The 24,584-nt window shown below is 72.2% G+C and carries 13 protein-coding genes; 9 read left to right on the top strand and 4 right to left on the bottom strand.

The window, feature by feature from the left end; translation table 11 throughout:
- Nucleotides 1–47 precede the first annotated feature (47 nt).
- Together ACIA5A_RS26655 and ACIA5A_RS26650 are read right to left on the bottom strand one after the other, a co-directional pair.
- Nucleotides 48–872, bottom strand: a complete 825-nt coding sequence (locus ACIA5A_RS26655; protein ID WP_396767182.1) for a hypothetical protein — start codon at nt 870–872, stop codon at nt 48–50.
- Nucleotides 873–1,016: 144 nt separating this feature from the next.
- Nucleotides 1,017–1,553, bottom strand: coding sequence for a hypothetical protein (locus tag ACIA5A_RS26650; RefSeq protein ID WP_396767181.1), 537 nt, complete (start codon nt 1,551–1,553; stop codon nt 1,017–1,019).
- Nucleotides 1,554–2,017: 464 nt separating this feature from the next.
- Here ACIA5A_RS26650 and ACIA5A_RS26645 point away from each other — a divergent pair, with 464 nt between their 5' ends.
- Genes ACIA5A_RS26645 through ACIA5A_RS26635 form a run of 3 tightly spaced genes read left to right on the top strand, consistent with a single transcriptional unit; the run spans nt 2,018 to nt 4,342 of the window.
- Nucleotides 2,018–3,160, top strand: coding sequence for a sensor histidine kinase (locus ACIA5A_RS26645; protein ID WP_396767180.1), 1,143 nt, complete (start codon nt 2,018–2,020; stop codon nt 3,158–3,160).
- A complete protein-coding gene (locus ACIA5A_RS26640) occupies nt 3,157–3,762 on the top strand; it encodes a response regulator (protein WP_396767179.1) in 606 nt (201 codons plus the stop codon). The genes ACIA5A_RS26645 and ACIA5A_RS26640 overlap by 4 nt, the downstream gene beginning before the upstream one ends.
- A 46-nt stretch (nt 3,763–3,808) precedes the next feature.
- Nucleotides 3,809–4,342, top strand: coding sequence for a 2'-5' RNA ligase family protein (locus ACIA5A_RS26635; protein WP_396767178.1), 534 nt, complete (start codon nt 3,809–3,811; stop codon nt 4,340–4,342).
- Between the two features lie 83 nt (nt 4,343–4,425).
- Here ACIA5A_RS26635 and ACIA5A_RS26630 read toward each other — a convergent pair whose 3' ends face one another.
- Nucleotides 4,426–6,291 carry a tachylectin-related carbohydrate-binding protein gene (locus ACIA5A_RS26630; RefSeq protein ID WP_396767177.1) on the bottom strand — a complete coding sequence of 622 codons (1,866 nt, stop codon included), beginning with the start codon at nt 6,289–6,291 and terminating at the stop codon, nt 4,426–4,428.
- A gap of 1,124 nt (nt 6,292–7,415) precedes the next feature.
- On the opposite strand from ACIA5A_RS26630, the gene ACIA5A_RS26625 reads away from it, so the two are divergent.
- Together ACIA5A_RS26625 and ACIA5A_RS26620 are read left to right on the top strand one after the other, a co-directional pair.
- Nucleotides 7,416–16,925, top strand: a complete 9,510-nt coding sequence (locus ACIA5A_RS26625) for a LamG-like jellyroll fold domain-containing protein (protein ID WP_396767176.1) — start codon at nt 7,416–7,418, stop codon at nt 16,923–16,925.
- A gap of 136 nt (nt 16,926–17,061) precedes the next feature.
- Entirely contained in the window at nt 17,062–17,859 is a 798-nt protein-coding gene (locus ACIA5A_RS26620; protein ID WP_396767175.1) for a hypothetical protein, read from the top strand.
- A gap of 224 nt (nt 17,860–18,083) precedes the next feature.
- Here ACIA5A_RS26620 and ACIA5A_RS26615 read toward each other — a convergent pair whose 3' ends face one another.
- Entirely contained in the window at nt 18,084–20,279 is a 2,196-nt protein-coding gene (locus ACIA5A_RS26615) for a family 43 glycosylhydrolase (RefSeq protein ID WP_396767174.1), read from the bottom strand.
- A gap of 130 nt (nt 20,280–20,409) precedes the next feature.
- Between ACIA5A_RS26615 and ACIA5A_RS26610 the strand changes: the two genes are divergently transcribed.
- The 4 genes from ACIA5A_RS26610 to ACIA5A_RS26595 all read left to right on the top strand — a co-directional run bounded on the left by ACIA5A_RS26610 (nt 20,410) and on the right by ACIA5A_RS26595 (nt 24,494).
- Nucleotides 20,410–21,150, top strand: coding sequence for an ArsR/SmtB family transcription factor (locus ACIA5A_RS26610; protein ID WP_396767173.1), 741 nt, complete (start codon nt 20,410–20,412; stop codon nt 21,148–21,150).
- Nucleotides 21,151–21,589: 439 nt separating this feature from the next.
- A complete protein-coding gene (locus ACIA5A_RS26605; RefSeq protein ID WP_396767172.1) occupies nt 21,590–22,384 on the top strand; it encodes an isocitrate lyase/phosphoenolpyruvate mutase family protein in 795 nt (264 codons plus the stop codon).
- Between the two features lie 101 nt (nt 22,385–22,485).
- On the top strand, nt 22,486–23,442 hold the full coding sequence (locus tag ACIA5A_RS26600; protein ID WP_396767171.1) for a DUF5715 family protein: 957 nt from the start codon (nt 22,486–22,488) through the stop codon (nt 23,440–23,442).
- A gap of 59 nt (nt 23,443–23,501) precedes the next feature.
- Complete coding sequence (locus ACIA5A_RS26595) at nt 23,502–24,494, top strand: linear amide C-N hydrolase (RefSeq protein WP_396767170.1); 993 nt, start codon at nt 23,502–23,504, stop codon at nt 24,492–24,494.
- Nucleotides 24,495–24,584 lie beyond the last annotated feature (90 nt).

Genomic DNA, 24,584 nt, shown 5'->3' with positions numbered 1-24,584 from the left:
CGGGTCGCGGCGACCGGCACAAACGTTCCCCGCGCCACCCGCGCCGGTCACCGGGACAGCACGGCCAGCAGCGTGGTGACTCCGACCGCCACGTCCAGCACGGCGCACCACTGCGCGTACCCCCGGGGCACCACCGAGCCGGCGCGGTGGTGCCAGAGGTCCCAGCCGGTGTGGCCGAGCCAGCCGAGGCCGACCAGCACCCCGGCGACGCGGTCCGGTACCGCCACCGCCACCGCGGCGAGGCCGCCCCAGACGGCCAGCCCGGCGAGCTGGACCCCGAGCCGCCGCCGGTCGGCCCACTGCCGCCGCCAGGTGCCGAGGAGCAGGTAGCCGGCCGGGAGCACGAGCAGCGTCCAGGGCGGGACCACGGTCGGCGCGAACCACATGTCGGCGGTCATCAGCAGCGCCAGGGCGGCCGGCCAGCGACGCGCCACGGCCGCCGCCGGCCGGCGCGGCGGGGCGACGCCGGCCGGGTGGTGGTGCCGCAGCGCCACCAGCACCATCGCCGGCACCATCAGCAGGTGACCGCCGAGCATCAGCGTGTGGTCCCCGACCAGGCCGGCCCACCAGGGCGGGAACAGGAGCAGGAAGGGGACGAACATGGCCGCCGTCATCTGCGCGGTGGCCGCCCACCCGTCGCCTCGGTGCCACATCCAGGCGACCATCCCCAGGGACATGTTCGTCGCCATCACCAGCGCGGCGACGTCCGCCCGGGCCAGCGCGCCCGCGCCGCCGACCGCCTGCCCCACCGCCCGCCACAGCGGGCCGAGCAGCACCATGCCGGCCACCATCGCCACCGTCATCCCGGCCAGGTGCCGGGTCCGCGTCCACCCGGCCCACCGCCGGGGTACGACCACAGTCATCTCCGTCATGCCCCGACCCTGCCGGCACCCGACGCACCGGAGAAGGCGCGTTCGTCATCGCGGAACCGTGCGGAACGCACGGGTCGACCGTGACATCCCTCCTGGGTGGCGGCGGCGCCCCTGCGGTCGGGGCGCCGCCACCGGCGCTGCGGATCAGTAGTTGGGGGAGCAGAACTCGGCGTGTCCGACCGCGGTGCCGGTGCACTCCACCCGGGCGTCGGTCGGATAGACCTTGACCGTCATGGTCGAGGTGAAGTTCGCCGGGGTGAACGTCAACGATCCGCCGACGCCGAACGGCTGGCCGCTGACCGTGCCGGAGAAGTTGCGCCCCCAGGTGGCCGCCGTGCCGAGGGTGTACGGCCCGCCGACGGCGGTGGGCGGCGTGCCGGACTTGGTGTAGCTCTTGCGTTCGAGGTTGGTGCTGACGCCGCCGCTGGTCCGGTCCGCGTTGCTGGACACGATCTTGGCGTAGGTCACCGCGCTGCCGTTCGAGCACCACTCGACGTTCATGGTCATGAAGGCGGTGGTGGCGCTGACCGTGCCGGCGCTGCCGTCGGCGTAGACGACAGGCACGTTGAGCTCGTTGACCGGAATCTTCAACTGGAGCCGGTAGGCGCTGCCCACCGCCTGCGCGCAGGTGCCCTGGAGATATCCGGTGTACGTCGCGGCGCTGGCCGGCGGCGCGGCCACCGCGACCAGGCCGGCCGCTCATCCGGCGGCCAGCAGCGAACGAATGGTGTTACGGATGACTCGCGACATTTCCTCTTCCCCTTTGTCGTCCCAGCCCACGTGGGACGCCGACAATTGTTTCCGCGCCTCGGGCGCCGGGGGGCGGAGGCGCGGCTTCGGCTCGCGCCCGGATCGCATCGGTGCTGTTCGGTGCGCCTTTCCGGCGATTGCTCGCCGCGACAGCGGGGCGACCGGAGGCCGACCGATGTGAATTCCTTGCCCTGCCTCCATTCGTATCATCCGATGCGGGGAAACGCACGCGGAGAAAAGGTTAATTGCATTTGCTGCCGCAGAAGTTGACCTAGAAATTGTCTTAGCATTTCCATTTTCGCCGCAGTAAGCTGCGCGGGCGCCGCGAACCGGCGGTCGGCCCGGCCCGTCCACGGGTCGGGCGGACGACGAGCCACGCCCTAGGATCGGCGGGCATGACGGTCGACGCGGTGGACCACCGGCTACGCCGGGCCCGCCGCGTCACCCTGCTGTCGCTGGGCACGAACGTGTGGACCACGGTGCTGCTGCCGACCGTCGGCCTGGCCCGGGAACCGGACCCGGCGCGGGTGGCGCTCGGCACGGTCGCGCTGGTCGGTTTCACGGTGGCCCAGGTCGCGGTGCTGCACGCGGCGGTCACGCCGTGGCTCGCCGGCGCGGCCCGGCGCCGCCGGCACCTCGCGCTGGTGGTGGCCGCGCTGCTGAGCCTGCCGCTGCTCGGCCCGGTGGCGGCCGGGGACTGGCCCACCTGGGCCTGGCTGGGCGCGTCGCTGGTCGGGATGACGCCGCTGCTGTTCCGGCCGGCGCCGGCGGCGGCCACGGCGGTCGGTGTGCTCGCCGCCGCCGCCGCGACGACGCTGGCGACCGGCGGACCGCTGGCCACGGCGCTGCTGGTCACCGGCGGGGTGGGCGCCGGGATCGCGCTGCTCACCTGGGTCCAGGTGTGGTTCTGGGACCTGCTGGTCGAGGCCCGGCAGGGGCAGGCGGCCCGGGCGCGGCTCGCCGCGGCGGAGGAGCGGCTGCGCTTCGCCCGGGACGTGCACGACCTGCTCGGGCACGACCTCACCGTGATCGCGCTGAAGGCCGAGCTGGCCGAGCGGCTGGCGCCTGTGGACGGCGCCCGGGCCGGCCGGGAGGCGGCCGAGGCGCGTCGGCTCGCCGCGTCGGCGCTGACCCGGGTCCGCGCGGCCGTGCACGGCTACCGCGCCGTCGACCTGGCCGAGCAGGCGGCGGCGGTGGGTGAGGTGCTGCGGTCCAGCGGGGTGCGCTGCACGATCGATCCGCCGGTGGGTGAGCTGCCCGCCCCGGTCGCCGCCGACCTGGCCGCCGTGCTGCGGGAGGCCGGCACGAACGTGTTGCGGCACAGCCGGGCCGGCTGGTGCCGGATCGAGATCACCCGCGACGATGCGCAGGTGACCCTGACCGTACGCAACGACGGCGTCCGTGGCCACGGCCCGGACGCGTTCAGCGGTGGCCTGCGCGGCCTCGCCGACCGGCTCGCCCCCTCCGGCGGCCGGGTCCGGGCGTCCGCCGAGGACGGCGTGTTCAGCCTGGTCGCGACCGTGCCGGTGCCGTCGTGATCCGGGTCCTGCTCGCCGACGACGAGGAGCTGATCCGGCTCGCGCTGGCCGCGCTGCTCGACCTGGAGCCGGACATCGAGGTGGTGGCGCACGCCGCGGACGGCCGCACCGCCCTGGCCGCGGCGCTGGCCCACCGTCCGGACGTGGCGGTGCTGGACCTGGAGATGCCGCCGCCGGGCGGCGTCGAGGTCGCCGCCGAGCTGACCCGGCTGCTGCCCGGGTGCGCGTCGGTGATCCTGACCGGTCACGCGCGTCCCGCCCAGCTCCGGCCGGCCCTGACCGCCGGGGCGCGCGGATTCCTCGCCAAGGGCGCGCCCGGCGGGGCGCTGGCCGACGTGATCCGGCGGGTGCGCGCCGGCGCGCGCTACGTCGACCCCGCGCTGGCCGCCGACGCGCTGACGCTGCCCGAGTGCCCGTTGACCCCGCGCGAGCTGGAGACCCTGCGGCTGGCCGAACTGGGCACCCCGGTCGCGGTGATCGCGCGGCGGACCCACCTGGCCGCCGGCACCGTCCGCAACCATCTGAGCGCCTCGGTGCAGAAGCTCGGCGCCGCCGATCGGGCCGAGGCGGTCCGGCGCGCCCGCGAGGCCGGCTGGCTCTGACCACGCCGGGGCGTCGCGGCCGGACGCCGGGGACTAGCCTGATCCTGTGCGGACGGTGGAACTGACCTGCTCGCCGGAGCTCGACGCGGGCGTACGCGCGGCGTGGAGCCGGCTCGCCGCCGCCGGGTTGCCCAGCCTGGCCGCCAACACGCACCCGACGAACCGGCCACACCTGACGCTCGCCTCGGTCGACGAGTTCCCGCCCGGCGCCGAGCGGCGACTGGGCGACCTCTTCGACGCCGCGCTTCCGCTGCCGGTGCGACTGGGCCGGCTGGACGTCCTCGACGGCAGCGCCCCGCTGGTCTGGCTGGTCCGCCCGACGCCGCAACTGGTCGCGCTGCACGGGGCGGTCTGGGACGTGCTCGCCGAGGCGGCCGGTCCGCACCCGTGGCACCTGCCCGGCCGGTGGGTCCCGCACCTGAGCCTGGCGCTGCGCTTCCGGGGCGCGGACCGGCGCCGGGCCCGGGCGGTCGCCGGGGCGCAGCGGCCGGCGGGGGAGTTCGTGGCGGCGCGCAGCTACGACGGGGGCACCCGCACGGTGAGCGAGTTGACCGCCGCGTGCCCGCGCCCCGGCGGCTGAGCCCTGCCTCGGCGGGCCGGCGTACCGCCGGACGCGCCGGCCGACAGACCGGGATCGGTCCGCCGGCCGGCGTCGGTGGGGGATCAGCGCGGTTGCGGGATCGTCACCTGGGCGAAACGGGGAGCAGTGGCCGTCGTCCGTCGCGCGGCGGAGGTCAAGCCCTGCGCCACGAAGACGATGACGCTGCCGTTGAGGTTGCGACTCACGTACGCGAGGCTGGTGCCGCTGCTGTTCTGGAGGCTGAACGCGGTGGGATCGGTCGGGTAGGTGGCCAACCCGTCCGGGGAGATCCAGTCGCCCCAGACCCCGGTGCCCTGCCCCGTCTCCCACGAGTTGACGAGGGTGTTGTCCGAGGTGCGGGTCACCACCAGGATCCGACCCAGGTTCGGATCGAGGATCGCGCTCGGGTTGCCGGCCGCCGTGACCGTCCCGGAGCCGACGGTGTCCCAGGTGCCGCTCCAGGTGCCGTCGACGTTCTGGTACTGCCGCTTGATGGTGCCGTCGCCGTTGCGGGCGAAGACCATCGCGCGCCGGCCCGGCATCACCACGACCGCCGGGGTGCCGGTGAACCCGGTGCCGCCGATGCTGGTGAACGGCGTGGTCAGGGCGCGGTCCTTGTAGGTCGCGGTCACCACCGCCCCGGTCCCGTCGACCGCGGTGACGGTGGCCGACCCGTCCGTGCCGACGGTCACGGCCGGGTTTCCGGCCAGCCCGGTGCCGCCGAGCTTGGTCCAGCCCAGCAGGTCGCCGTCGGCACCGTCGACCTTGTCCTGCGTACGGGCCCAGAGCGCGCCCCCGGCGTCCAGGGCGAAGACCACGAGGGTGTCATCGGCCAGCCGCACCCCGACCGGCTCGGAGAGCATGCCGCCGGCCAGACCCGCCCACGGCTTCCATGCGGGCGCCCCGAGTGCGGTCTGGGTGAGGACCCGAACGTCGCTGGAGGTCTGGTGGGTGAACAGCCGGAGCTTCCCGTCCTTGTCCGTGGTCAGCGAGGGCTTGCCGGTCGAGCTCTCGACGCTCTCCACCGGCGTCCACTGGATCGAGCTGTAGGCGTCCGGATCGGTCTGCCGCCCGTGGATCGTCCGGCCGATGTTGTCGACGTAGGCGTACTCCACGGTGCCGACCGCCGCGCCGGAGGCCGGCGGCGCCTGCAACACCGCGATCGGGCTGTACTGCTGGGTGGGCGTGGACGGCCTGACCGGGGCGGTCAGCGCCCCCTGGTGGCAGATGTTGGTGAAGGTGAACACGTTCGGGTAGTTCATGGTCCCGACGCTCTGGGACTGCACCGGCCAGCCACCGGCGTCCTCGTCGTACCGGTACTGGATCACGTTGCCGGTGGCCTGCACCCCGAACAGCGAGTCGCCGCCGGCGGTGAAGAGACCCTTGGTGAAGCTGGCGAAGCCGCTGCTGCCGACCAGCTTGTCGCGCATCAGCCAGCGCTCGGTGGACGGGTCGAACCGGTAGCGGTGCAGGGTGCCGCCGCTGGCCAGCCGGGCATACAGCACACCGGGGCTGGTGGCCACGACCAGGTTGTACTTCTCCCAGCCGGAATCGATCACCCGGCCGGAGATGACCCACTTGCGGGTGGGTTCGTCGAACCGGTACCAGCGGAGCTTGCCGGCGTTGTCGATGAGGTAGAAGTCGCCGGCCTCGTCGACGGTGATCTTGTCGCGGAAGGCGGCGGTCGCGTAACCGGTGAAGCTGCTGCTGATCAACCAGTTCTGCTTGCCGTCCACCAGTTCCCAGGACGTGCCGACCCGACGGTAGCGGTTCAGGCCGGCGGAGCTGATGGTGTAGACACGGCCGTCCGGCCCGCCGAGCATCCGGCCGGCGGTCCAGCCACTCGTACCGATGGTCGTCTGGCCTCCCCACGTGGTGGAGCCAGTGAACGGGTTGCGCAGGTCACGCTGGTAGAGCAGACCTGCGGTGGTGTTGTAGACGAATGGCACCGAACCGCTGCAGGTAAAGGCGTCGGCGGCTTTTGCCGGCACTTCTTGGAATGGAACAGCCAGCGTCCCGGCGACAATTGCCAGCCCGCTTCCAAAGGCTAATAGCGTGCGTCGGCGGACGCCTCCGCCCTGCGATTTCCGTGGGTGTCTGTCCATTTTCCACTCTCCCCGATAAGGGCGCGCGGGAGGGTATCCGGATGTGTGCGGATCCGTGCTCGGCTCGCGGCTGCCCGACCTGCCGGCCGGCGAGGCGCCGACCGAGCGTCATGATGCACGACACCGTGCGTTCGCGCCACCCGCCACCACTCTGCAGCCGGCTCGGGTATCTAACGGTCCAAGGTGGACCATTTACCAACCCCGGTAGCGGAAAGTAGTTGCCGCAGGTCGGCTCGGTGTACGACCGCCGAGACGGTAAGGGCTCTTGACACCGCGTTGCGGCGCTGTCACTGTACAGCGGCGCAATTGATGAGTAGCAGCACACGGGGGTGTCTAGCTGTGAGCATCCGACCCACGGATAAGTTTCGGCGAACGGCCTTTCCGGGCCTCATTCTCCGGTGTGCGGTTCCACCACGCCGAGCACGCTGACCCCAGATAGTCGAACCTGCCGAATTCGGCGGGCTCATTGACCCGGCTCGACCGCCACACGGGCGGTCCGAGAGTCCCTGCCTGCCCCGGCCGTGACCGTCGACGGTCCGCGCCTGCGGCCGCTCCATCTCCGATCAGGGGTGTCCATGTCGTTCCGCCCACCTCGCCTGCCCGATCTGCGCGTCCGACCGTCCCGGGCGCGTCCCGAGTCCCGGCGGGGAGGAGCGCCGATCCGCGCCGCCGCGGTCCGCTCGGCGATCGCGTTCGCGCTCGTCGGCGTCCTGACACTCAACCTCGGCGGAAGCGCGGTGCCGGCCCTCTCCGCCGACGCCACCCAACAGGCGCGGGGCGGTGCGGGTCGCAGTGCCGGGCCGAAGCCCGGTCAGCAGTGGGGATCGGCCGCCGGCCGGTCGCACGTCCGGACCGGGCCGGTAAACCGCGAGGTGCCGCGCTCGATGCGAAGCCGGTTTCCGCTGCACCGAGTGGATGCGAAGGCGCCGTCCGCACGGAACAGGGCCACGGTGGCCACCGCGCCCGTCGTGGCCACGCGCGGATACGACAAGCGCACCAGCCGGGAGCGGGCCACCGAACGCTCGGCCAACCAGCGGTCGTTCGACAACGCGGACGGGACCCAGACCACCGAGTTCTCGTCGACCCCGATCAACTTCCGGCGCACCGACGGCAGTTGGACCCCTATCGACCTCGATCTCGTACCGGCCCCCGCGGGCGCCGGCTGGCAGACCACGGCGGACTCGGTCGGCCTGCGGCTGGCCACCGACGGTGCGGCCGCGGAACTCGCCCGGGTGTCCTTCGACGGTGAGACCACCTTCTCGTTCGGGCTGGCCGGCGCGGCGACGGTACCGGGGCGCGCCGAGGGCCGGAGCGTCACCTATGCCGGCGTCCTGCCCGAGGTGGACCTCCGCCTGGAGCCGCACGCCGGTGGCGTGAAGGAGACGCTTGTGTTGCGCTCGGCGAGCGCGACGACCAGCTACCTCTTCCCGCTGGGCCTGCGCGGCCTCACCGCGCGGCTGGTCGACGGCGCTGTGGTGCTGGCCGACCGCCAGGGCCGCCAGCGGGGCGTCATCCCGCCGGGCTACATGATCGACTCCGGCGGGGGTGCGACCGGTCCGGCCACCTCGACCGGCGTGACCTACCAGATCGTCACCGAGGGCGGCCGACAGGCGTTGCGGGTGACGCTCGACCGCGCCTGGCTCGCCGACCCGGACCGTGTCTACCCGGTCGAGGTGGACCCGACGGTCGGCCCGGCGGTCGACCCGATCAACGCCGACAGCAGCATGTACGTGCACGGCGGTAGCTCGACCTCGGGCGGCAGCGAACTGCTCGTCGGTCGTTCGGGCGGGCAGAGCGCGGCGGCCTACCTGAAGTTCGGCAGTCTGGTCAGCCGCCTGCAGAACCACACCATCCTCGGGGCCGCGCTCTCGGTGGTCAACTTCGACGCCGCCGCCTGCAAGCCGCGCGCGGTGTCCGTACACCCGGTCACCGGTTCCTGGACGGCCGGAACGGGCTACTCCTACCCGGGTCCGGCGGTGGGCGGGGCGATCGCGACCCGCTCGTTCGCCCACGGATACGTGGCGCTGGGGCAGTCCCAGTCGTCCTGCCCGGCCGCGGCGGAGATGTTCGACCTCGGCGCCGGCGGCCGCAACCTCGTGCAGCGCTGGGCGAACGGCTCCCAGGCGAACAACGGACTCTCCCTGCGCGCGTCCGCCACCGACGGCACGGCGTGGAAGAAGTTCGCCGGGACCGGCACCGCGAACCCACCCGCGCTCTATGTCACCCACACCCCCTACAACGCCGCCTACGCGATCCCGAAGCCGACGCCCGAGCCGCCGGTGCTGCGGAACCAGAGCGGCAAGGTCAAGGTCACGGTCACCAACCTCGGTGCCGAGGCGTGGTCACCGAGCAACTACTACCTGGCGTACCGCGTCTACAACTCCGCCACCGGGGCGGCGGTCACCCAGCAGCGGGCGGCCAGCCTGCCGGCGACCCTGGCCCGCGGCGCGAAGGTCACCCTCGACGCCACCGTCAAGGCGCTGCCCCCGGGCTCGTACTTCCTCGACTTCACCATGGTCCGGGCCGGCGGGATCGTCTTCACCGACCAGCAAGTGCCACCCGGACGTATCGTGCTCCAGGTCTTCGACGTGCCGCCGGTGGTGCAGGAGCTCTACCCGGGCAACGGTTACCAGGCGGGCACGCTGACACCGCTGCTCTGGGCGCGCGCCGTGGACACCGACGCGCCTCCCGGGTCCTCGCTGACGTTCAAGTTCGAGATCTGCGACCGGACCGACTCCGGCACGGCGACGAACTGCACCAACTCCGGCTACCAGAGCAAGCAGTCGTGGGTGGCGCCTGCCGGGCGGCTCCTCTGGGGCAAGAGCTACATGTGGCGGGCGTACGTCAAGGACACCGCGAGTGAGGTGATCTCGCCGTACTCGGTGCTGACGGCCGCCGTGCCGCAGCCCGAACTCCTGTCCCGGGTCGGCACCGCGCCCGGCGCCGAGCAGGGGCGCGAGTTCGACGCGCAGACCGGCAACTTCTCCACCGCCGCCGTCGACGCCACCGTGCAGACCGTCGGACCCGAGCTGAACCTGGCCCGGACGTACAACAGCCTCGACCCGCGAGCGACAGGCGTCTTCGGGGCGGGCTGGTCCAGCCGCTACGACATGTTCCTGACCCCGGACGACGACGGCACCGGCAACGTGGTGATCCGCTATCCGGACGGCCAAGAGGTGCGCTTCGGCCGCAACAACGACGGCACGTACGCCGCCCCGGCCGGCCGGGTGGCCAGGCTCACCGTCGACACGTCCAAGTGGACCCTGCTCGACCGCTCCGGCGCGACCTACCAGTTCTCGCTGACCGGCAAGTTGCAGAAGATCACCGACATCTCGTCGCGATCCGTGGTCCTCACCTACGACACGATGACCGGCAAGCTGGCCAAGGCGCAGGTGTCGAACAGCCAGACCAACACCGCAGGCCGGTCGCTGCGCTTCACCTGGACCGGCAACCACATCTCGACGGTCAGCACCGACCCGGTGGACGGTGCGGCGCTGACCTGGGACTACACCTACACCGGCGACCAGCTCACCAAGGTCTGCGGCCCGGGCTCGGCCTGCACCGCCTACGAGTACGCGGCCGGGTCGCACTACCGGAGCGCGGTCCTGGACGCCAAACCCGACTCGTACTACCGCCTCGGCGAGTCCGAGGGCACGGCCGCCGCCAGCGAGGTCGCGATCAACCTGGGCAAGGACGCCGCCGTCTACCGCAACGTCACGCTGGGCCAGCCGGGCGTCGTCGAGGGCGACACCGGCACCGCGGCCGCGTTCAACGGCACCTCGGCCTACCTGGAACTGCCGAAAGGGCTGGTGAAGAAGAGCCGCGACGCGGCCGTCGAGCTGTGGTTCAAGATCGGGCTCACCCAGACCGGCGGCCCGCTCGTCGGCTATCAGGACAAGGCGGTCGGCACGACGGCGACCAGTGGGGTTCCGGTCCTCTACACCGACACCGACGGCCTGTTGCGCGGGCAGTTCGCCACCGGCGTCGTCGACCCGATCACCTCGACGAAGAAGGTCAACGACAACAAGTGGCACCACGTCGTGCTCTCCACGATGGGCAGCACGCAGACCATGTACCTCGACGGCGTCTCGGTGGGGCAGCGGACGGGGACCGTCGACGCCGCGGCGCTCACCTTCAACCAGGTCGGTCTCGCCTCCGCCACCACGCCCACCGCGTGGCCGAAGTGGGGCGGCACCGCGCAGCGCTACTTCGCCGGCGCCATCGACGAGGTCGCCGTCTACTCCCGCCCGCTCGGCAAGGAGACCGTCGCCGCGCACTTCCGGTACGCCTCACCCGCCGCGCAGCAGCTCACGCGGGTCACGCTGCCCAGCGGGCGGGTGGGCGCCGAGGTGGAGTACGACACGTCCACCGACCGGGTCAAGGAGTACACCGACGACGACGGTGGAACCTGGAAGCTCGGCAGGCCGACCATCTACGGCGGCGACACCGACCTGCGGCGCAGTGTGCAGGTGCTCGACCCGGCCAACCGCCCCTACCTGTACGAGTACGACGCGCTGGGCGGCCAGATGCTCCGTTCGGGCAGCCCGTTGGGCATCGAGACCCGGCCCGAGGACCAGCCGGGCCCGCCGAGTCCGTCGCCCAGCCCGAGCCCCACGCAGACCTGTTCCCAGCCGGACCCGAACGATCCGGCGTTCTGCACCGTCATCCCCGACGACTCCGACGGTCCGGTCTTCGTCCGGCACACGCTCGACGGGATGGCCATCCGCTCCTTCTCCTACGACGAGAAGGGCCTGCAGACCAAGGTCACCAACGAGAACGGTGACACGGTCGAGATGACCTACGACAGCGAGAGCCGCCTGGCCACGCGAAAGAACTGCCGTACCGGCACGCAGTGCTTCACCACGTACTACACCTACCCGGCGACGATCACGAACCCGTTCGACCCCCGTAAGGACCTGGCGGTCGAGACCCGCGACGGCCGCTCGGCGAGCGCCACCGACACGACGTACCGCACGACGATGGTCTACGAGACCAACGGCCAGCTCAAGAGCCAGACCAGCCCGGACGGCAGCTCTGTCAGCCACAGCTACACCAACGGGGCGGAGGCGGCCGTCGGCGGTGGCAGCGTGCCCGCCGGCCTGCTCGCCAGCAGCACCGACGCCCGGACCAAGGTGACCCGGTTCGGGTACTACAGCAACGGTGACCTGGCCCGGACCACCGAGCCGTCGGGGCTGGTCACCGAATACACCTACGACGCTCTCGGCCGCCGGATCACCGAGAAGGTCATCTCCGACAGTTATCCGGCCGGTGTCACCACCACCATCACCTACGACAAGCACTCCCGCGTCGCCACCGTCACCGGACCGGTCACCACCGACGCGGTGGACGGGACCCGGCACCAGAGCCGCACCACGACCGAGTACGACGCGGACGGCAACCAGACCACGGTGACTGTCGCCGACCTGCTCGGCGGCGACGCCTCCCGGCAGAGCACGACCGAGTACGACGAGCAGGGGCGCCCGTCCCGGGTGGTGGACGCCGAGGGCAACGAGACCACCTTCGGCTACGACCGCTTCGGCAACAAGACCACCATGACCGACGCCAACGGCAACCGGTACGACTGGGCCTACACCGCCCAGAACAAGGTGGCCGAGGTGCGGCTGCGGGACTGGCGCAGCGACCCGGCCGGCTCGCCCGGCACGGGCACCGGCGACTACCTGGTGCTGCACTCCTACTCGTACGACTTCGCCGGTCGCCTGGCCAGCGACACCGATGCGATGGGCCGGCGCCTGGAATACCAGTACTACCGCGACGACCTGCTCCAGAAGATCACCCTGAAGGGCTTCCACAACCCCGACGGCACCACCCGCGACTACCTCGTCGAGGAGAACACCTACGACGGCGCCGGCAACCTGACCCGCAAGGTCGGCGCGAACGGCACCCAGACCACCGACTACACCCCGGATCGGGCCGGCAAGACCACCAGCACGGTCGTCGACCCCACCGGCCTGCGTCGCAGCACCACCGTCACGTACGACCCGAACGGCAACGTGACCAAGTCGGTGCTCACCGGCAACCCGTCGAACGTGCCCTGGACGACAGCCGTCGCCTCGGAGACGGTCGAGTACACCCACGACGACGCCGGCAACGTCCGCACCGAGAAGGTGATGAACGGGTCCGAGGCCCGGATCATCAGCTACACCTACGACCAGCGTGGGCTGCGGAAGACGGTCACCGACCCGCGTGGCAACGTCGCGGGGGCGGACGCGGCGGCATACACCACCACTTTCGAGTACGACGAACTCGGCCGTCAGGTCAGGGTGGTCGGCCCGACCGTCGCCGCGGAGAGCGACGGCGGCGCGGCGACCCCGACCAACCCGACCAGCAGCACCGGCTACAACACGTTCGGCGAGGCGACCGCCTCCCGCGACGCCCGGGGCCTGGTCAACCGGTCGGAGTTCGACAAGCTGGGTCGGCCGGTCCGCAGCGTCGCGCCGCCCTACCAGGCGCCCGGGGTGACCCAACCGGTCACCCCGGAGGTCCGGCGCTCCTACGACCCGCTCGGCAACGTGGTCGAGGAGATCGACCCGGCCGGCACCACCCGTTACACCTACGACCAGCTCAGCCGGCTGGTGACCCGGGACGAGCCGTCGAAGACGAATGACGACCGTGCCGTCAGCAGCTACACCTACACCCGCACCGGCGAGGTGCTGTCCGCCACCGGCCCGACCGGGACGCGGACCGAGTCCACCTACGACGACCTCGACCGGCAGGTCACCCAGACCGTCGTCGAGCGCAAGCCGACCACGCGCAACCTCGTCACCAGAATGCTCTACGACGACGCCGGCAACATCACGTCGGTGGTCGCGCCGAGCGGCGCGACCACCGTCAACACCTTCGACGCGGTAGGTGCGATCACCCGCAGCACCAGGCCGACCGGCGAGGCCACCCTCTTCGGGTACGACCACGTCGGGCGGCAGGTCCGGGTCTCCGACGGCCTGGGCCGGACCAGTCGGGTCGACTTCGACCTGTTCGGCAACCGGGTCGGCGACTCCGACCTCAAGCCGGACGGCTCGGTGCTGCGCACCCAGAGCTACGGCTACGACATCGCCGGCAATCTGACCTCGGCGACCGACCCGTACCAGACGGTCAACACCTACGACTACGACGCGGCCGACCGGCTGGTGAAGCAGGTCGAGCCGGTCAGCGCGACCGAGTCGATCACCACGACGTTCGGCTACGACGCCGCCGGCAACCGCACCCGCTACACCGACGGTCGCCGCAACTCGACCGTCTACACGTACAACGATCTCGGTCTGCCGGAGTCGGCGATCGAGCCGGCGACCGCGAGCCACCCGTCACCCGCCGACCGCACTTGGACCATCGGGTACGACGCGGACAGCAACCCGGTCAAGCTCCTCGCGCCCGGCGGCGTGAGCCGCACCCGCACCTACGACGCGGCCGGCCGGCTGACCGGTGAGACCGGCTCCGGGGGCGAGACCGTCACCGCCGCCCGCACCCTCGACTACGACGGGGCCGGACGGCTCACCACGGTGGGTGCGCCGGGCGGCGACAACAGCTACACGTACAACGACCGTGGCCAGGTCCTCTCCGCGAGCGGCCCGTCCGGCACGGCCAGTTTCGGCTACGACGACGACGGCTTGGTGACCAGCCGCACCGACATCGCCGGCACCTCCACCTTCGGCTACGTCAAGGGACGGTTGGACACCGCCACCGACGGCATCACCGGGCAGCAACAGAAATACGGCTACAACGCCGCCGGGGACGTCGAGACGGTCGACTACGGCGCCGGTCGGGTGCGGACCTTCGGCTACGACGACTACGGCCGGGTCAACAGCGACGTGCTGCGCAACTCCGCCGACCAGGTCGTCGCGTCGGTGGCCTACGGCTTCGACCTGAACGGGCACGTCACCAGCAAGAACACGACCGGCACCGCCGGCGCCGGGACGAACGGCTACACCTATGACAAGGCGGGGCGGCTCACGAGCTGGACGTCGGCGGCCGGCACTGTCGACTACGCCTGGGACGCCAGTGGCAACCGGACCAAGGCCGGGTCGAAGACGGCCAGCTACGACGAGCGCAACCGGCTGATCTCAGACGGCGACTACACGTACGCGTACACCCCGCGGGGCACGCTGCGCTCGCGTACCAGCTCCGGACTGGCCGAGCAGTACTCCTTCGACGCGTTCGACCGGCTCACCTCGGCGAAGGACCAGACCTACCAGTACGACAGCCTCGACCGGGTGCTGTCGCGGTCCGGCACGCCCTTCGTGTACGCCGGTCTCACCGACGACGTGGTGCACGACGGCGCGGAATACTACGCCCGGGGAGCGGACAACTCGCTGCTCGCCACCGGCATCGGCGCGGACAAGCGGCTGTCGCTTACCGACGCGCACGGCGACGTGGTGGCGGCGATCGACCCGGCGGACACGCAACTGTCCACGCTGAACGACTCCACCGCCTACGACCCGTTCGGCAAGCGGACCGCCAGCGTCGGTAACACCGGTCGGGTGGGCTACCAGGGTGACTGGACCGATCCGGTCACCGGCCAGGTGGACATGGGCGCCCGCTGGTACGACCCGGGCACCGGCGGCTTCACCTCCCGGGACAGCGTCACCTACACCAGCGGCGACTCGATCCTGGCGAACCGGTACACGTACGCGGGCGGCGCCCCACTGGACTTCGACGACCCGGACGGGCACTGGCCCCGCTGGCTGAAGCGGACCGTCAACCGGGTGAGCAGCGCCGCCTCGTTCGTGGTCAACACGGCCGCGACCGTGGTGACGGCGGGCTGGCACTACGCCCAGAATTTCGCGACCTCGGTTTACCGGGCTGCCTCCAACGTCATCTCGTCGGCAGCCAACTACCTGGTCAAGAAGGCGACGAGCGCGTTCCACTCCATCCGGAACACGATCAAGTCGAACGCCTCCAGGTTGGTGAACTGGGCGAACGAGAAGCGCCAGGCGCTGGTGGCCCAGGCCCAACAGCTCAAGAGAGTCGCGGTCGCCCAGGCGAGAGCGGCGACCAAGAAACTCGTCCAGTTCACCAAGCTGCCCGTGGTCAAGGCGTTGACCGCTCCGCTGCTCAGCCTCGGCAAGATCGTCTCAAGCAGCGCCAAGATGCTGGCCGCCGTCGTGCAGACCACCACGATGGCCATCAAGGATCCGAAGAAGTTCCAGCAGAAGCTGTGGCTCGACGCGGCGAAGGCGGTCGGCTCGATCACCGAGGGAGTCTCGGCGGTCTGGGACAAGGCGACCCAGTTCGTCGAGGACCACAAGGCCGACATCGCCGGCTTCGTCGCCGGCACCGTCGTCGGCCTGGCCTGCGGCGCGGCGATCGGGTGGACCGGCGTCGGCGCGGTCGCCTGCGGCGCCCTGGCCGGCGCGGTCGGCTCCGCGGTCACCGGCTACATGAACGGCAAGCGCGGCTGGGACCTGGTCGGCACGGCGGCACTCGGCGCGGTCACCGGCGCGGTCGGCGGAGCGCTCGGCTCGATCGGCGGCGCGGCCATCAAGGCCGGCCTGCAGGGACTCAGCGGCGGCCTCCGTTCGGCGGGCAGCAAGGCGCTGAGCGCCGGCCTCGGCGAGGCCCGCGCGATCGCGGGGCAGACCCGGTCGATCGCGACCAAGATCACTGGAGGGTGCAACAGCTTCACAGCGGAGACGCGGGTGCTGATGGCCGGTGGCGGAACCAAGCCGATCAGCGAGGTCCGGGTCGGTGACCGCGTCGTCGCGACCGACCCCACCACGGGGCGTACGCAGGTGCGGGTGGTCACCGCCCTGATCGTCGGCACGGGCGTCAAGAAGCTTGTCCAGGTCACCGTCGACGTGGACGGCAAGCGTGGGGACCGTACCGCTCAGCTGACCGCCACCGAGGGGCACCACTTCTGGGTCGCGAGTGAGGGACGCTGGGTCGAGGCCAAGGACATCCGGCCGGGGTACGTCTTCGAGACGGGTGACCATCGGCCTGCCACCGCTGTTCGGCTCAAGGAGTCGTCGGAGTGGCAGACGGTCTACAACCTGACCGTCGACGGCCTGCACACGTACTATGTGGTTGCTGGCAATTCGTCGGTGCTGGTGCATAACTGTGGAGGGCAGTGGCGCGCCGGTTCGGAATCCATGCCGACACCGGCGCGAAAGGTGGTCCAAGGCGGCCGCCCAGATGGTCAGACCGTATTTGCCGGGCATGGTGAGCACAGCCTGTCAAGTGGAAACTTCATCGTTCCTGATGGGACAGAGGTTGCGGTATATGCACGGTACGGCTCACAGTTGAGCGACTCGCAGGGGTTCGCTGTGGAGAGCGGAACTTCATCGATAGACCCCTTGCGGGTTTACAGGTCGGGTGAGTCAATGCCGAACTTCACGCTCAAGCCGCCGAGTGGTCTACGCATCCGAGCCAACTCGGAAACCGTGACGAAGCCGACTCTGCTAAGTGACCTCGTTGGCCCGGATATGGGAACCTGTCACTGGGCTGCCTGCGGCGGCGTGAGGCGCTAGTGTCTTGCGGGTTGCATGCTGTCCTGCACGGTGCGCTCGGCAAGTCGTCTAGATTGGTGGACTGCGCGTGGGCTTGGTTGGCGAGGGCGTATCAATTCGCCAGTGGTTGGACCGAGTATGGCCGGAAGTGAGGCGAGTGGAGATCCGTCAAGGCGGAGAGGACGTACCGCTAGGTCGACGGCCTGTTCTTGCTGTTGTCGAGCATGAAGTGCTGCTCGGCCGCCTCCGATCGCTGACCACGAGGGGGATTTTTACTGACGAAATCTGTCGCTGTCCGGGGGATTTAACTCTTGTGCTTCTGGACTGCGATGATTTCCGAATCGGCGTCGCCACCCTGCATCCAGAAAGCTTGGCTTGGGAAAGAGAAATATTTCGGAATGATCTAGTCCTGGGTGATCAGCTGGCATTGCGGTTGCTGCTTGCGAATGTGGGTGTCAACGGCGCTGCCAGCGGTGTGCTGCATAGTCTGATCTCGAAATTGGATCTGCATGAGGGGGAGGTCCAGTTTCGGCAGGCGGGAGACGACGAGGCCTTAGCAGTCCGTCATGTGCCACCGTCGCTGGTCCAGGGACTGCGGCCCTACTCCGGAGAGGAGGCGGCACAGCTTGATCAAGGAATGGTCAGGGGATTCAAGGACCGCCTCTTGCGGGCGGAGGGAGAATCAAGGCGGGCTGTTCGCCAGCTAATGGCATGGCTTGGCTCGGCGACGTGGCCGGCGGAGGCTGTCGCAGGGGACGGGCAACTCGCTCGCCGCATTTTGGGGGAGTTTGATCCAGGGCTCGTAATGCAGGCGGTGCGCGAGATCTCAGAGCCGCGCGAAATTATGGGAGCTGTGGCGTGGGCGGCATTCCAGTCCGAAGATGCCGCCATCATGGATGCGATCGGACCTCAGGTTACTCGGATGCTCGCCTTTCATGGCCCTATGGGAAGATAACATTCGGTATACTACCCAAACATATGGGGCGGCAGCAGGGCATCGTCGTTTCGGTGGACATCGCATTGGAATGCCTGCTTTACACCCCACCCTCCATCCTCTTGCCGGTCCGTCAAGCCCTCCGTCGATCTGGTTCAGATATCGCCGCAGCTTGCTCGACGCTGGCCCTGTCGCTGTGTGCGACAGGGCCAGCGACTATGTTGTTGGGTAGTCGAAGTGGTCCGTCAGCGGTGGAAGCGCAGGTAGTCGAACTCCGCCGTCACCGCAGGCGTCGCCCCGCCATGTGCGACCAGGCCGATCCGGGGCGTGGTGTCCGCCGGGAACGTCCACACCGCGCCCCACGTCCAGCGCTTGCCGTCCGGGCTGGAGCCGGCCCGGAACTCGTGCTCGCCGTTCACCGGGTCCACCCGGTGGGCCAGCCGCAGCCAGGTGGTGGTGCCCGGGGTGCCGACGATGCTGCCGCCGTACACCGGCTGGCCGGCGAAGGGCAGCTCGTAGCCGAACTCGACCTGCCGGGTGTTCCAGATCGCCACCGTGCTCAGCCGCGCGAAGCGGTCGTCGTCGACGTACGCCACCAGGCCGGCCTGCTGGTAGTTGCGGACCGTCTCCTCGCCCAGGTCCAGCGTCACCTTGGTCTCGGCGACGTAGTTCCCGGTGGGCGCGTCGCGCAGCAGCACCCCGGCGGTGTTGCCGGTGCCGGTCAGGTCGGCGTCCTGCACCGGCCAGCGCAGCGCGCCGCCGGACACCGTGGCGGCCGGGTCCTGGCGGATCCACCGCCAGGCCGGGTCGAGCCCGTCGGCGAACTCGTCGGACCAGTCGCGCAGCACCGGGCCGACCCGGGGCGGGGCGACCGGGTGGCGGGCCGGGCGGTAGAGGCGCGCGGCGCTGACGTTGTCGAACTCCGCCGGGCCGCCCTCGGCGCGGACGGCGAGCGGGCCGTTGGCCGGGCGGGGGAGCCGCAGCGTCACCCGGGCGACCGGGTCGCCGAGGCGGGACGGGCTCAGCGTGGCGACGAGCTGCCGCCCGCGTACCTCGATCGCGAGGTTGTGCGTGTCGCCCAGGTCGGTGCCGGCGGGCAGCGGGACGCTCGCCGAGCCGGCGGCCAGCCGGCCCCGGCCGACCCGGACGTCCACCGTGTCGAGTCGCAGCCCGGCGGTCCGCGCGCCGGTGAGCCGCAGGTCGGTCTCCACCCGCAGGTCGCCGCCGAGTCCGGTACGCGAGGTCAGCGTGCCGGTCCCGGCCAGCACCCCGCCGGCCGCCCGCCAGGTGCCCGCCTCGGTACGCCAGCCGCCCAGGTCGGCGGTGTCGAAGCGGGCGTCGACGCGCCCGGTGGTGACCGGCGCCGGGCGGGCGCCGTCGGAGGGGCCGGCGCCGGCGTTGACGGTGGGCCACCCGTCGAACCAGTCGAGGCGGTCCAGCAGCATGGGCCGCTCGTTGATGCCGAACGGCTCGTCCAGGTAGGGGTCGGCGCGGTCGATCGCGTGGTAGGCGATCCAGTCCTGCCCGGACAGGTCGGTGAGGACCGCGTTGTGGCCGGTGCCGATCCAGCGGTTGCCGTTCTGGGTGAGCACCGGCGTGCCGCCGGCCCGGGAGACGTCGAGGCGTCGGCCGTCGCGGTCGACGAACGGCCCCTGCGGGTCGCGGGACCGGCCGACCTGGACGGAGTAGCCGGTGGCCGGGCCGGCGCAGCAGTTCGCGGCGGAGGCGAACAGGTAGTACCAGCCGTCGCGGCGCAGCGCGTACGCGCCCTCGAACTTGTTGTCCACCGCGACCAGGGTCGGGTGGCCGGCCGCCCGCAGGCCGTCGGGGGAGAGCTCGGTGACCGAGATCCCGCCGTAGTAGCTGCCGTAGTACAGGTAGGACCGGCCGTCGGCGCCGGTGAGCTGGCTCGGGTCGATGGTCCACAGGTAGCCGCCGCCGGCGCCCGGGCGCGGCGCGACCACCGGGGTGTCGACGAACGTCCACGGACCGGCCGGGTCCGGCGCGGTGGCCACGCCGACCGCGGTGTCGAACGTGTCGTCGGAGACGGTGGTGTCGGTGACCGTCATGTACATGACCCAGCGTCCGGCGACCCGGCGCACGTCGGGCGCCCAGAACGCCGAGCCGGGCGCGGCGTAGGCGGGGCGCTGGTCGGCGCCGAACGCGTCGCCCACGTAGGTCCAGTCGACCAGGTCGGTGGAGCGGGCGATGGGCACCCGGTGTGCCGTCCCCTCACCCTCGCGCAGCGGGTCGGAGGTGCCGAAGGCGTACCAGATCCCGTCGTCGCCGCGGACCACGACCGGGTCGGCGAAGGTGTCGGCGAACCCGGCGGAGACCGGGTTGCGGTAGCGGTCGGGTCCGGCGGCGGGCGCGGGCGCCGCGCCGGCGAGCAGGAGCGTGAGTACGGCGGCGAGCACGCCGCCACGGTGGAGGTGTCGCATCGGGCCTGCCTCGGAGTCGACGGAGGTCACTGCGGTGCACACGTTTCTACAACGTTGGATACAACGATGTAAAGAGCTGGTGCCGAACCGTTCGGCGGCTGCCGAACCGTGCCCGTGCCAGCATGGGCCGATGACCACCCGTGCCGACGGCCGAGGACTGGCCGGCTTCGCCGCGCTGCTCGCCGACCCCACCCGGGCCGGCTTCTGCCTCGCCCTGCTCGACGGCCGCGCCTGGACCGCCGGGGAACTCGCCCGCTCCGCCGGCGTGGCCGCCTCCACCGCGAGCGACCACCTCACCCGGCTCGTGCGCGGCGGACTGCTGGTCGAAGAACGGCAGGGCCGGCACCGGTACGTCCGGCTCGCCGACCCGGCGGTCGCCCACCTCGTCGAGGACCTGGCCGCCCACGCCCCGACGCCGGCCACGCCGCCGCGCACGTCGCGCGGCGCCACCGCCGACGCCGCCCTGGCGTACGCCCGGACCTGCTACGACCACCTGGCCGGGCGGCTCGGCGTGCTGCTGTACGACGCGCTGCTCGCGCGCGGGGTGCTGGACCGGAGCGCCGGCCTGGCGCTCACCCCCGCCGGCACGTCCTGGCTGGGCGACCTCGGCGTGCCCGTCGAACCGCTGCACGCCGCCCGGCGACCGCTGGTGCGCGACTGTCTCGACTGGACCGAGCGGCGCCCGCACCTGGCCGGCGCGCTCGGCGCGGCACTGTACGCGCGCCTGCGCGACCTCCGCTGGACGGTGCCGGGCCCCGGCCGGTCGGTGCGCCTCACCCCGACCGGCCGCCACGCGCTCGCCGAGGCCCTCGCCCTCACCCCGGCCGCTCTCGCCCCACCGCCCCGTGACAGCGGCCCCGCCCGCGCCTGACCGCGCCCACCCCACCCGCCCCGCCCGCGCCGCCCGCCGCGCCCCGCCCCGCCCCGCCCCGTCGATCTTGGAGTTGCGGCTCCTCGAAAGTCCGGGTTCGCCCGCTGTCGGAGGTGCCACAACTCCAAGATCGACGCACGGGCCGGCCGCGGCGCGAGGTGGTTCGTTCGGTTCGGGCCGAACTGTCGGCGGCCTAGGGTTGGCCGATGGAGCTACCGACGATCACTGCCCTCCCCGGTATGCCGGCGCGTGGCGACTGCGAGGGGGTGGTCGGCCGGCATGCGGACGTCGTGGCCGTGCTGACCGGCCCCCGCCGCGTGGTGCCGCCGGCCGGGCCCGGCGCGTCCCCGGGCGCCCTGCGCGTCGCCGACCTGTTAAGCGGGGGCCCCGCCTATACCGGAGGCGTTAACCGGGGGCCCCGCCTTACCCCCGGCCGACGATGACCGACCGTTTCGCCGCCTTCCGTGAGCTGCACCGGCCGGGCCGCCCGCTGCTGCTGCCGAACGCCTGGGACCACGCCTCCGCAGCCGCGTTCGCCGCCCGGGGCCATCCGGCGATCGGCACGACGAGCCTCGGCCTCGCGGCGGCCGCCGGCCGCCCGGACGGCGTGGGCGTGACCCGGGCGGAGACGCTGGCGCTGGCCCGTCGCCTGCGGGGCGTGCCGGCGCTGCTCACCGTGGACGTGGAGGGCGGCTTCGCCGACGACCCGGGCGAGGTGGCCCGGTACGTCGGCGAGCTGGCCGCGCTCGGGGTGGTGGGGGTGAACCTGGAGGACGGCCGCCCCGACGGCAGCCTGGCCCCGGCGTCGCTGGTCGCCGACAAGATCGCGGCGGTGCGGACGGCGGTCCCCGGGCTGTTCGTCAATGCCCGCACCGACGCCTGGTGGCTGGGTGTGCCGTCGCCGTCGGCCGAGGCCCGGCGGCGGGCGGCGGTGTTCCGGGCGGCCGGGGCGGACGGCTTCTTCGTCCCCGGCGCGCCCGACGACGAGGTCGGGCCGCTGGCGGCGGAGGTGGGGCTGCCGCTGAACGTGCTGCACCGCCCGGAGGGGCCCGACCTGGTCGCGCTGGGCCGGCTCGGGGTGGCCCGGGTGAGCACCGGTTCGCTGCCGTTCCGGGCGGCGCTGGGCGCGGCGCTGCGCCTGGTCGACGCGGTCGCCGCCGGACGGGACGCCGGGCTCCCGCCGGCGCCCGGTTACGCCGAGGTGCAGGCGTTGGCGGGCGGGTCGGCTACCTGATCGGGCGGCTTCGGGGGGATTGTTCTCGTTGGCCCTTCTCGCCCGATTACCGTGTGTGCAGGTTCGACCACGTCGCGTCCTGCCGAGAGGGGGCGGAGACCATGCCCAACCGTAGCCCCGGTCGCCAGCCCGGTCCCGCCGTCGTCTCCGGCACTCCCGGACGCCGGCTGCCGTCCGGGCACCGCCCGGCCAGCGGCGCCCGGCCCGACCTGGCCGCCTACCGGGCCGCCGTGGCGGAGCTGCTGGTCGAGGTGGGCGCGGTGGCGGACGCGCCGTCGACCGCCGCCCGTCAGGTGCTGCTCGACCAGCGGTTGCGCGAGCCGGCCGTCGCCGCGGTCCTCGAGGCGACCCCGCAGGGCCTGGTCGGCGCCCGGGAGACGCTGCTGCTGGAGCTGGCCCGCCACCGGCCCGACTCCCGCCCCCCGGCGCCGGACCTGACCGACCTGGTCCGGTCCTTCCTGCTCTCCCGGGTCGACGTGCTGTGGTGGGGCGACAGCCCGGCCCTGCTCACCGACGACCAGGCGCGCACCAGCGTCGACCTGGTCGACCTGGAGTGGTTGCGGCGCCGGGGGCTGCTGGAGTTCCGCTACCGGGAGCGGCCCGGCACGGCGCTCGGGCGCGGCCTGCGGGCGGTCCGGCGACGGGTGCGCCCGGGCGCCGCCCCGGACACCACGGGCCTGCTGATCCCCCGGGCCCGCCGCGAGATGATCGCCTTCCTCAACGACCTGGCCCGGGAGTTCGCCGCCGTCACCCGTCCCGGCACCCCGCCGCTCTGGGTGACCAGCCTGGTCCGCAGCGCCGAGCACCAGCACCGGCTGCGCCGGCTGGGCCACGCCGCCACGCTGCCGAGCGCCCACAGCCTCGGCTGGGCGGTCGACGTGGAGCTGGACTGGTACGACCGGTTCGGCGCGCGCGCCGCCCTCGCCGGGCTGGTGCTGGCCCGCCAGGACGCCGGCGAGATCAACGTCGTCGACGAGGGGTCGGCCCGGCATCTCTGCCTGGCGCCGGCCGCCCGCCGTCGGTTCCGCCGGGCGTACGAGGCCGAGATGGGCGTGTGACCGGGGTCGAGCCGATTCCTCGATGGACAGCGCGCGCCGTCTCTTCTAGCGTCGCCGGTATGCGGAGGACCCTCGTCGCCACCGGGTTGGCACTGCTCCTGCTCGGCACGGCCTGCGGAGAGGGCCGCGCGCCGGCCGGCCCGGCCGCCGCCGGCACGCCGACCGCCTCCCGGCAGGACCCCGGCCAGGTCGACCAGACGCTGGCCAGCCTGCGCAAGGTCGACGACCTGCCGCTGTACGAGATGACCTACGTCGGCGACTACGACCCGACCGCAGGCGTGGCCGGCAGCACCCCGCCGAGCCCGTTCGGCTGCTCGCTCTTCGCCGCCGTGGCCGACCGCGACCGTCCGCTGTTCGCCCGCAACTTCGACTGGGACCGCAACCCCGCGCTGGTGCTGCGCACCGACCCGCCGGACGGGCACGCCTCGATCTCCCTGGTCGACATCTCCTACCTGGGGGTCGCCGCCGACCCGACAGGTGACCGGCGGTTGCTCGACGCGCCGCTGCTGCCGTTCGACGGGATGAATGAGCGGGGCCTCGCGGTGGGGCTGGCCGCCGACGACGGCGCGCGGGCCGAGCCGGTGCCCGGCCGGCCGACCGTCGGCTCGGTGCGCATTCTGCGCCTGGTGCTCGACTCGGCGGCCACGGTGGACGAGGCCCTCGCCGTGTTCGGCCGGTACAACCTGGACTTCGACGGCGGCCCGCCGCTGCACTACCTGCTCGCGGACGCCACCGGCGCCTCCGCGGTGGTCGAGTTCGTGGACGGGACGCTGAAGGTGGACCGCCGGAAGGGTCCGTGGCAGGCGCTGACGAACGTGCCTGCGGTCGGGGTGCCCGAGCGGGACCTGCGCCAGGACCACCGGTACGGGGTGCTGGCGAAGGAGTTGGACCGCACCGGCGGGAGGGTCGACGCGGCCGGCGCGCTGCGGCTGCTCGACGCGGTGCGGCAGCCGCACACCCGCTGGTCGGTGACGTACGGGCTGCGCACCGGCGAGGTGCGGGTGGTCACCGCCGGCGGTGGGGCCCGGGACTACCGGCTGCCGATGGCCTAGGGCGTGTCCTGCCGATCTTGTAGCGGTGGGTCGTTGACGATGTGCCGGTGGTACGTCGAGGCGAACTGACCGACGAAGCGTGGGCGGTGA

Origin of the sequence: Micromonospora sp. NPDC051300 (genome assembly GCF_044455315.1) — a bacterium.
In the GTDB taxonomy this organism is placed as follows: Bacteria; Actinomycetota; Actinomycetes; order Mycobacteriales; family Micromonosporaceae; genus Micromonospora; species Micromonospora robiginosa.
The sequence above is the reverse complement of the archived record's forward strand: the minus strand, read 5'-3'. Positions and strand labels throughout refer to the sequence as shown.

Excerpts from the sequence above, each read along its gene's own strand:
- ACIA5A_RS26655 (WP_396767182.1), bottom strand. The coding sequence starts at position 872 with ATGACGGAGATGACTGTGGTCGTACCCCGGCGGTGGGCCGGGTGGACG.
- ACIA5A_RS26645 (WP_396767180.1), top strand. The coding sequence starts at position 2,018 with ATGACGGTCGACGCGGTGGACCACCGGCTACGCCGGGCCCGCCGCGTC.
- ACIA5A_RS26615 (WP_396767174.1), bottom strand. The coding sequence starts at position 20,279 with ATGCGACACCTCCACCGTGGCGGCGTGCTCGCCGCCGTACTCACGCTC.
- ACIA5A_RS26610 (WP_396767173.1), top strand. The coding sequence starts at position 20,410 with ATGACCACCCGTGCCGACGGCCGAGGACTGGCCGGCTTCGCCGCGCTG.
- ACIA5A_RS26605 (WP_396767172.1), top strand. The coding sequence starts at position 21,590 with ATGACCGACCGTTTCGCCGCCTTCCGTGAGCTGCACCGGCCGGGCCGC.
- ACIA5A_RS26600 (WP_396767171.1), top strand. The coding sequence starts at position 22,486 with ATGCCCAACCGTAGCCCCGGTCGCCAGCCCGGTCCCGCCGTCGTCTCC.
- ACIA5A_RS26595 (WP_396767170.1), top strand. The coding sequence starts at position 23,502 with ATGCGGAGGACCCTCGTCGCCACCGGGTTGGCACTGCTCCTGCTCGGC.